Here is an 8,672-nt window from a genome sequence, read left to right on the forward strand (position 1 = left end):
GTGGTGCTCCTAGATCGTGGCGACCGAGCCGGAGTCGACCCGGTAGTTCGCGCCGTTGACGAAGCTCGCGAGGTCCGAGCAGAGGAACGCGACGACGTTCGCGACCTCCTCCGGTTCCCCGCGGCGTCCGAGTTCCATGTACGGGCGTTCCCCGTCGAGGAACGACGAGACGGCCTCGTCGAAGGAGGTCCCGAGCTCCTTCGACCGCTTGTCCATCATCGCGTCGGTCATCGGCGTGTGGATGAAGGCCGGGCTGACGCAGTTCACGAGGAGGCCCTCGGACGCGTAGCTGCGCGAGAGTCCCTTCGCGAACGAGAGGACGCCGGCCTTCGCGGCGCAGTACGGCAGCTCGTCATCGTACGGCTGCGAGGCGTCCTCGGACACCAGGTAGACGATGCGACCCCAGCCGCCGTTCCGCAGGTCGGAGATGAACTCGCGCGTGATCCGGACCGGCCCCATGAGGTCGATGTCGATCGTGTCGAGCCAGCCCTGCTCGTCGATCTCGTGGAACAGTCCCTGCGCGCCGGTGACGCCCGAGGACTGCACGAGGATGTCGATCTCGCCCACGGCCGCACGCACCCGGTCGTGCAGGGCAGCGAGGCTTTCGGCCTTCGTCACGTCCGCGGCGAAGGCGAACAGCTTGCCGTGCGGCGCCTCGAGCTGGTCGGCGCTGGTGTCCAGTCGGCCCTGGTCGAGGTCGGTGACCACGACCGTCGCGCCCTCGGCGAGGAGGATCCGCGCCGTGTTCCAGCCGATCCCCGAGTCCCCGCCGAAGACGAGCGCGGTCTTGCCCCGGATGCCGAGGTCCACGTGGCCCCCGGCGTCCTAGGAGTGCGCCGAGGCGTCGGCGACCGCGGGCGTCGTCGCGGAGGCGAGCGGCGTGCTCGGCGCGCGGTTCTCCGCGGAGACCATCCAGGCGAGCTGCTCGAGGCGCTCGATGAAGCCGTGGAGCAGGTCCGCGGTGGTCGGGTCCTCCTCGTCGACCTCGTCGTGCACGTCGCGCATGGTGCCGGTGGCCTGGTAGAGGCGCAGGGTGATCTGGTCGATCGCGTCGTGCGTCGTGATCTCGCCGTCCGGGAACTGGTCGAGGTGGCTCGTGGCGGCGACCGTCGAGGACCGGCCGTCCGGCACGGCGTAGAGCGCGCGCATGCGCTCGGCGGTGTCGTCCGCGAACTCGCGTGCGGCGTCGACGATCTCGTCGAGCTGCAGGTGGAGGTCACGGAAGTTCGTGCCCAGGATGTTCCAGTGGGCCTGCTTGCCCTGCACGTGCAGGTCGATGAGGTCCACGAGGACCGCCTGGAGGTTCTTGGCGAGCTTGTCCGATGCGTGCATGATCGGCTCCTTCCACGTCGGTGACCACTCCGGTCTACGCGGGGTCGCCTCAGTGCTCCCTGGCCGTCCGTCCCCCGGCTCGTCAGCGGGCGTCCGGAGACGCGTCAGTGCGCTGCGACGGGGTCGACCTGGTCGACTGCGCTGCGCATGTCCTCCAGGAACCGTGCGACGACCCTGGCATCGTCCACGGGCAGCCCCTCGGCGATCGCGATCATGCGCCGGTGCATCACGCCGAGGGTCGCGCGGACCTCTTCGTCGGTCTCGGTGGTCGGCACGATGACGAGGGCCCGGCGGTCGGTCGGGTGCGGCTCGCGACGGACGTGGTTCGACTTGACGAGACGGTCGATGAGGATCGTCGTGGAGGCCGACGAGATCTTGAGGTAGGCAGCGAGGTCCTTCGGGCTCACCTGGCGTCCGGCGCGCTGCGCCTGCAGCAGGAACCGGACCGCCAGGAGGTCGGTCTCGCCCATGCCCATCGAGTCGCGGGTGCGCCGACGCATCGCGGTCTCGGCGGAACGGTAGCGACGCAGGGCGTTGAGGACGGCGACGCCCCGTTGCGTCGCGTCGTCGTCGGGGAACCAGTACCCGGACGCCTCGGTGATCTCCTGCGTGGACATGCGGGACAGCGTAACCCGTCTCCTTACTAGATCGTCTAGCGAGTGCGCGGGTGGGGGACAGGTGCATGCGTCCGCATGCTGTGCAGGAGACGGACGGGAGGCGCGGTGCGAGCTGGCACCGCGCCTCCCGTCCGTCCTGTCGTCGCGTCGCTGACGCGTGCGGCGGGCCCCGACCCGACTACGCGGCGACCGGCTCCGACGCGGCGTCGTCGAGCGCGCGCAGCGCGCCCTGGACGAGCGAGACGACCTCGTCGTCCTCGCGCGGGTGGGTCTCGGCGAACCGGACGACCGACTGCGGGATCGCGACCTTGACGTCCTCGAGGACCTTCGCGCCGGCGATCCCGGCGACCTTGCGGGCATCGTCGTGCGCCCAGACGCCGCCGAACTGCCCGAACGCCGAACCGATCACGGCGAGCGGCTTGCCGGAGATCGGCGAAGCCCCGAACGGACGCGAGGCCCAGTCGAGCGCGTTCTTCAGCACGGCCGGGATCGTGCCGTTGTACTCGGGCGTGACGAGGAGCACACCGTCCGCGGCGGCGAGGGCCTCGCGGAACGCGACGGCGGAGGTGGGCGGGGTGTCCCCGTCGATGTCCTCGTTGTAGAAGGGCAGATCGGTGATCGCGTCGTACGTGGTGAGCTCGATGCCCTCGGGAGCGTGCTGCTCCGCGGCCTCGGCGAGCTTGCGGTTGATGGAGCCGGCGCGGAGGCTGCCGACCAGGACCAGGACGTTCGTCATCAGCGTTCCCTTGTTCGTTGACGGAAAGGTGTCACGTACAACCAATCACCGTATCGACGCAGCCATTCCCGTGCGCAGCCCGCGTCGGTATCGTCGGCCGCGTGAGCACCCCGAGGACGCCCGCCAGCACGCCCCGCACCCCCGACGCCGACTGGTGGCGTGACGCCGTCGTCTACCAGGTCTACCCGCGGAGCTTCGCGGACGCCGACGGCGACGGGCTCGGCGACGTCGAGGGGATCACCTCCCGCGTGCCGTACCTGGCGTCCCTCGGCGTGGACGCGGTGTGGCTCTCACCCTTCTTCCCGTCACCGCTCGCCGACGGGGGCTACGACGTGGCCGACTACCGTGCGGTCGACCCGCGACTCGGCACACTCGACGACTTCGACGCGTTCCTCCACGCCGCGCACGAGCACGACCTCCGCGTCATCGTCGACATCGTGCCGAACCACACCTCTTCAGCGCACCCGTGGTTCGAGGCAGCACTCGCGGCGGCGCCCGGTTCCCCGGAACGAGCCCGGTACGTGTTCCGCGACGGCGCGGGCGCGTCCGGCGAGCTCCCGCCGAGCGACTGGGTGTCGAACTTCGGCGGCAGCGCCTGGACGCGCGTGCCGGACGGGCAGTGGTACCTGCACCTGTTCGCCCCGGAGCAGCCGGACCTCGACTGGTCGAACCCCGAGGTGCGGTCCGATTTCGAGGAGACGCTGCGGTTCTGGTCGGACCGTGGGGTCGACGGGTTCCGCGTCGACGTCGCCCACGGCCTCGCGAAGGACCTCTCGACGCCCTACCGCCCGTCGAACGAGCACGCGTTGCCGCTCGACGGCTCCGACCCGCTGTACGACCGCGACGAGGTGCACGAGATCTTCGAGGGGTGGCGCCGCGTGCTCGACGAGTACGACCCGCCACGGGCCGCCGTCGCCGAGGCGTGGGCCCCGGCCCCGCGTCGCGTGCTCTACGCCCGGCCGACGGAGCTCGGGCAGGCGTTCAACTTCGACCTCCTCGAGGCCCCGTTCGACGCCGAGGTGTTCCGGACGATCATCTCGCGGAACACCGCGGCGGCGGATGAGTCCGGTGCGTCCTCGACCTGGGTGCTCTCGAACCACGACGTCGTCCGGCACGCCACCCGGTACGGCCTGCCCGAGGGGACCGACACCGACGCCTGGCTCATGACCGACGGCACGGAGCCAGCGCTCGACCGGGAGCGCGGACTCCGGCGGGCTCGGGCCGCGACGCTGCTCCTGCTCGCCCTGCCCGGTTCGACGTACGTCTACCAGGGCGAGGAGCTCGGACTGCACGAGGCGCCCGCGATCCCGCACGACGAACTCCAGGACCCGAAGTGGGACCGGACCGGGCACACCGTGAAGGGCCGCGACGGCTGCCGGGTCCCGATCCCGTGGACCCCGTCGGGCCCGTCGTTCGGCTTCGGTCCCGTGGCGCCCCACCTGCCGCAGCCCGAGGACTTCGGGGCGAGTTCGGTGGAGGCGGAGGACGGCGACCCCGGGTCGACGCTGACCCTGTACCGGGCGGCGCTCGCGGCGCGTGCCCGACTGCAGCGCGGCGAGGAGCTGACGTGGGTCGACGCGGAGACTGCTCCTGCGTCCGCGTCCGTCGTCGCGTTCGACCGGCACGACGGGTGGCGGTGCGTCATGAACTTCGGGACCGGACCCGTTCCGCTGCCCGCGGGTCGGGTCCTGCTCGCCTCCGGACCCCTGGGCGACGGGGAGCTGCCCGGCGAGACGACCGTCTGGGTCGCGCCGGTCGGTTGACCGCCGGTCGTGTGCGTGCGTCGGGTTCCTGCGGTCGTGCACGTCGCGGTTCCTGCGGTCGTGCGCGTCGCGGTTCCTGCGGTCGTGCGCGTCGCGGTTCCTGCACAGGTACTGCGCTGACCGCGTCCGTCCACCGGACGTGCGACCAGCCGTCGCGAGCGGCGTCCCGCTGGCGACGATCGGGGCATGACAGAACCCAGTACCACCAGATCCCGGATCCTCCGGCGGCTGGCGGGCGCGGCGAGTGTGTGCACCGCGCTCGCCGTGCTCGCCGCGCCCGCCCTGACCGCGTCGTCGTCGACCGCGGTCGAGCTCGGCTTCCCGTACGTCCACGACTTCACCTCACCCGCCGGCGGCGAGCTCCACGGCGACGCGGCGATCACCGGGGGGCGACTCCGGCTGACCGAGGACGTCCAGCGACAGGCGGGGGCGTGGTCGACGAACGACACCTTCCGCTCCGACACCGGACTCGAGATCGAGTTCACGTACACGATGTACACCGACGAGGACGACGTCGGCGCCGACGGCCTGCTGCTCTTCCTCGCTGACGGCAGCGCTCCCCAGGGCGTCGGGTCGTTCGGCGCTGGACTCGGCTACACCTGTCGCGTCGAGGCGACGGAGGGTGGGAGCACCACCCGCCCGTGCGACCTCCCGGGTGTCCCCGGTGGCTTCGCTGCCGTGGCGCTCGACCACTACGGCAACTTCTCCGCACCCATCGGCGGATCCGGTCCCGGCGCACGACCGCAGCACGTGGTGGTCCGCGGCTCCGGGAACGGCACCACGGGCTACCGGCACATCGCCGGCGCATCGGCCCCGGGTGGCGTGCTCGCCGACGGGGACGACCCGCGGCGCGTCCGGATCACGCTCCTCCCGGGCGACGAAGGAGAACTCACCATGACGGTGCGACTGCAGGACGGTGCAGCCATGCGGACCGTGCTCGCCGACGTCCCGCTGCACGGTGGCGGACAGGCGCCGCTGCCACCGACCCTGCGACTGGGCTTCTCGGCAGCGACCGGCAGCCACGTGAACGTGCACGAGGTCGAGGAGTTCCGGGTCTGGAAGCCGGCGGACCTCGCCGTGGAGCAGGACCTCCCCGCTCGGCTCGCCCCCGGAGCACGGGTCGAGTACACCGCGACCGCGCGGAACGTGGGCGTGAACGCGAGCGCGCCGAGCGCCTTCGCGGTGGACGTCCCGGACGGGCTGCAGGACGTCGCCTGGCGGTGCGCCGGGCTCGACGGCGCCGCGTGCGCGACGGCGTCCGGCACCGGCGACGTCACCACCGACCTCGACCTGCCCCGCGGCTCCGCCGCCGCGGTCACGATCAACGCGACGGTCGCGGCGCAGGCGACGGGGACACTCGAGAGCACGGCGACGGTGGCCGCCGCACCTTCGGTGTCGGACGTCGACGAGTCCGACAACACCTCGCGGGCGACGGCGACCGTGGACGACGCTGCTCCGGTCGCGGATGTCGAGACCGACAAGCGCGTGACCCCCGCCCAGGGCGTCGAGCCCGGTGACGAAGTCGAGTACACCGTGACCGCCCGCAACCGAGGCCCGGCCGTCGCCGCGGACGTCGGAGCCGTGGACGTGCTCCCCGGGCCGCTCCGCTTCGTCGGGTCGCCGGACGACTGCACCGCCGAGGGACAGACCGTCACGTGCCACTCCGGACGGTCACTCGCGGCGGGCGACGCCACGGCCTTCCGCATCCGTGCCGAGCTCGACCCGGACTACCGCGGCGACGGCTCGGACATCCCGAACGTGGCGACGGCCACGTCACCGACCGACCCGGATGGTGGCGACGAGTCTGACGAGGTGGTGATCGGCGTCGTCGGTCCGACCGGACCGGAGCCGTCGGTGTCGTCGCGGCCGTCCGGCTCTCCGGAGCCCACCGGTACACCGACCGACGGCGACGGCGGCCGACCCGACGCCGACCGGCGACCCGCAGCGACGGCGGACGCAGTCGGGAGCCGCCCCGGCGGACCGGGTGCGCTCGCGTACACGGGCGCTGCGGACCTCGCACCGGTCGCAGCGCTCGCCGGGGTCGTACTCACCGCCGGCGGTGCGTGCTGGTGGCTCGCGCGTCGTCGACGCCGCCCCGTGACCGCACCCACCGGCCGGGTCCGGACGCCGGGGGCCGGAGCCCGGTCCGAGGCTGACCGGGTCTGATCGCGGGCACCGGACGCCCGACCGGGTTTCGAGCATCCTCAGCGCGGACGCCCGGCCCCGGTCGGGCGTCCACCGCGCCGGCGGTAGGATCGACCGTACGATCCGCACGCCTGAAAGAGGTCCCGTGTCCGACTCCGTGGACGACGTCTCCGCCGTGGACGACGCCACCCGTCGCGCACGGTACTGGCCGGTCCCGGTCCTCCGGGCCGTCCCCGCTGCGGTCGTCGCGCTCGTGATCACGTTCTCCTCGAACCACGCGGCCGGGTACGGTCTGCTGCTGTTCGGCGGGTACGCGGTGGTGGAGGGCATCGTCCTGGCAGCCGGTTCGCGCCGGCTCGACGGCGACGCACGCGCTCGTCGGTCGACGCTCGTCCAGGCGGTCATCGCCGTCCTGTGCGGGATCGCCGCACTCGCCCTGAACGGCGGTGGGCTCCCCGCGTTCATCACGATCGTGGTGGCGTTCGCGGTCCTCACCGGCGCGCTGGAGCTCACCCAGGGGCTCCGTGCACGCGGCGGCTCCCCGTTCGCCCGCGACTGGGCGACCGTCGGTGTCCTCACCCTCCTGCTCGCCGTCGCCTTCCTCGTGACCCCGCCCGACTACTCGAAGCAGCTCGGCGGCATCGACGACGCGCAGGGCACCCTCGACGCGCCGATCATCCTGGTCGGCCTGCTCGGCGCCTACCTGGCCGTCGCGGCGGTCTTCCACGTGATCGCCGGACTCTCGCACAAGTGGGGCACGGCCGCTCCGGCAGCCGCCCCGGACGGAGCACCTCACGCATGACCACCCCCAGTCGCCGCGACCGTCTGCGTCCGGCCGAACTCCTCGGCATCTCGGCGATCATCGCCGTGTTCGTCGCGGTGGTGGTCCTCATCTCCACCCGCGAGCCCCAGCTGGCCGTCATCTTCCTCGGTGTCGCGTTCATCGTGGTGGTCGTGGTGCTCGCGATGCTCCAACTGGCCTCCACCAGCGACCAGGACGACAACGACATGCTCGGCGGGCACAAGACCCCGGGCGAGAACGACGACGACTCCTTCCACTAGCCGGCTGCCGTCGGTCCTGAGCGACCTGCCGCCACTGCGCCTCGGCCACTGACGACCGCGCCCTGATCCGCCACTGACGACCGCGCCCCGATCCGGTCCGCGACCCGCCCCTGACACGCCCGGGATCACGATTCCACCACGGTCCTGTCACGATCGCGGGTCCTGCCGACACTCCTGGTCGAAGGAGGTGGGATGTGGACGTGGTGACGGGCGCGGAGACGGACGAGCAACTCGTCCGGGCGATCGGGCAGGGTGACCAGCAAGCGCTGGCGCGTGCGTTCGACCGGTACGCGGCCACCCTCACCCGGTACGCGTGGGCCGTCGTGGCGAGCCGGCCCGATGTCGAGGAGGCCGTGCAGGACACCTTCCTGACGCTCTGGCAGCGCGCCGAGACGCTGGAGCTCCCGGCGGACACCGTGCTGCCGTGGTTGCTGGTCGTCTGTCGGAACCACGCGCTGAACGTCGGTCGGAAGCAGGCGCGACGCCGTGCGGCCGAACTCCCCGAGGAACTCCCGGCCCCCGACGACCACGCGGAGGCAGCCGAGCGTCTGCGGTGGGTCCGTGACGAGATCGCGGCCCTGCCCGAGACCGACCGATGGATCTGCGAGCTGTGCCTCCTGGAGGGACACAGCTACGCCGAGGCGGCACGGATGCTCGGCCTGAGCGTCGGCGCGGTCACCCAGCGGGTCTCACGGTCCCGCGCACGACTGAGGAAGGCGGTGATGCACGATGAACACTGAACCCCCCGAGGGAGACGACCTCCAGCGGATGCTCGTGGCGATGAAGCAGAACGTCCTCGAGCGCGCCACCCCGCGTTCCCGGCGTCGCCGGATCCGTCCGGGCATCGCGATCGGTGTCGTCGGGCTGCTGGCACTCGGGACCGCGTCCGGCGCGGTCGCGGTGTCGCTGTCCCAGCAGGACCGGCCGGTCGCCGCTCCGGCGACCACGCAGGAACCCGCGCCGGCGCCGTCCGCCACCACCCCCACGTCCGCGCCGATCACGATGACCCCGGCACCC

At 72.2% G+C, this 8,672-nt stretch carries 9 protein-coding genes and 1 pseudogene; 6 read left to right on the plus strand and 4 right to left on the minus strand.

What is annotated here, in order from left to right:
• Nucleotides 1-9 precede the first annotated feature (9 nt).
• The 4 genes from NS184_RS04990 to NS184_RS05005 all read right to left on the minus strand — a co-directional run bounded on the left by NS184_RS04990 (nucleotide 10) and on the right by NS184_RS05005 (nucleotide 2,685).
• Nucleotides 10-810 (minus strand): SDR family NAD(P)-dependent oxidoreductase, encoded by an 801-nt coding sequence (locus NS184_RS04990; protein WP_058725032.1) that lies wholly within the window; start codon nucleotides 808-810, stop codon nucleotides 10-12.
• Nucleotides 811-825: 15 nt separating this feature from the next.
• Nucleotides 826-1,332, minus strand: a complete 507-nt coding sequence (locus NS184_RS04995; RefSeq protein ID WP_058725033.1) for a Dps family protein — start codon at nucleotides 1,330-1,332, stop codon at nucleotides 826-828.
• A 104-nt stretch (nucleotides 1,333-1,436) separates the two neighbouring features.
• Nucleotides 1,437-1,949, minus strand: a complete 513-nt coding sequence (locus NS184_RS05000; protein WP_058725034.1) for a MarR family winged helix-turn-helix transcriptional regulator — start codon at nucleotides 1,947-1,949, stop codon at nucleotides 1,437-1,439.
• Nucleotides 1,950-2,127: 178 nt separating this feature from the next.
• Nucleotides 2,128-2,685, minus strand: coding sequence for an NADPH-dependent FMN reductase (locus tag NS184_RS05005; RefSeq protein ID WP_058725035.1), 558 nt, complete (start codon nucleotides 2,683-2,685; stop codon nucleotides 2,128-2,130).
• 101 nt (nucleotides 2,686-2,786) lie between these two features.
• Here NS184_RS05005 and NS184_RS05010 point away from each other — a divergent pair, with 101 nt between their 5' ends.
• From NS184_RS05010 to NS184_RS05035, 6 genes and pseudogenes are all read left to right on the plus strand, one after another.
• The gene (locus tag NS184_RS05010) at nucleotides 2,787-4,448 is read left to right on the plus strand and encodes a glycoside hydrolase family 13 protein (protein WP_058725036.1); all 1,662 of its coding nucleotides are present in this window, start codon (nucleotides 2,787-2,789) and stop codon (nucleotides 4,446-4,448) included.
• A 186-nt stretch (nucleotides 4,449-4,634) separates the two neighbouring features.
• Nucleotides 4,635-6,614 (plus strand): lectin-like domain-containing protein, encoded by a 1,980-nt coding sequence (locus NS184_RS05015; RefSeq protein ID WP_152998065.1) that lies wholly within the window; start codon nucleotides 4,635-4,637, stop codon nucleotides 6,612-6,614.
• Nucleotides 6,615-6,738: 124 nt separating this feature from the next.
• Nucleotides 6,739-7,395 (plus strand): hypothetical protein, encoded by a 657-nt coding sequence (locus tag NS184_RS05020; RefSeq protein WP_058725038.1) that lies wholly within the window; start codon nucleotides 6,739-6,741, stop codon nucleotides 7,393-7,395.
• Nucleotides 7,392-7,655 (plus strand): hypothetical protein, encoded by a 264-nt coding sequence (locus NS184_RS05025; RefSeq protein ID WP_058725039.1) that lies wholly within the window; start codon nucleotides 7,392-7,394, stop codon nucleotides 7,653-7,655. The genes NS184_RS05020 and NS184_RS05025 overlap by 4 nt, the downstream gene beginning before the upstream one ends.
• Before the next feature lie 194 nt (nucleotides 7,656-7,849).
• The gene (locus NS184_RS05030; RefSeq protein ID WP_058725040.1) at nucleotides 7,850-8,395 is read left to right on the plus strand and encodes an RNA polymerase sigma factor; all 546 of its coding nucleotides are present in this window, start codon (nucleotides 7,850-7,852) and stop codon (nucleotides 8,393-8,395) included.
• A pseudogene (locus tag NS184_RS05035) lies at nucleotides 8,385-8,672 on the plus strand (hypothetical protein); the annotation flags it as partial. The gene NS184_RS05030 and the pseudogene NS184_RS05035, both read left to right, overlap by 11 nt.

Source organism: Curtobacterium luteum (assembly GCF_001475545.1).
Taxonomy (GTDB): Bacteria; Actinomycetota; Actinomycetes; order Actinomycetales; family Microbacteriaceae; genus Curtobacterium; species Curtobacterium luteum_A.

Coding starts and splice junctions, on each gene's coding strand:
- NS184_RS04995 (WP_058725033.1), bottom strand. CDS start 1,332: ATGCACGCATCGGACAAGCTCGCCAAGAACCTCCAGGCGGTCCTCGTG.
- NS184_RS05000 (WP_058725034.1), bottom strand. CDS start 1,949: ATGTCCACGCAGGAGATCACCGAGGCGTCCGGGTACTGGTTCCCCGAC.
- NS184_RS05005 (WP_058725035.1), bottom strand. CDS start 2,685: ATGACGAACGTCCTGGTCCTGGTCGGCAGCCTCCGCGCCGGCTCCATC.
- NS184_RS05015 (WP_152998065.1), top strand. CDS start 4,635: ATGACAGAACCCAGTACCACCAGATCCCGGATCCTCCGGCGGCTGGCG.
- NS184_RS05025 (WP_058725039.1), top strand. CDS start 7,392: ATGACCACCCCCAGTCGCCGCGACCGTCTGCGTCCGGCCGAACTCCTC.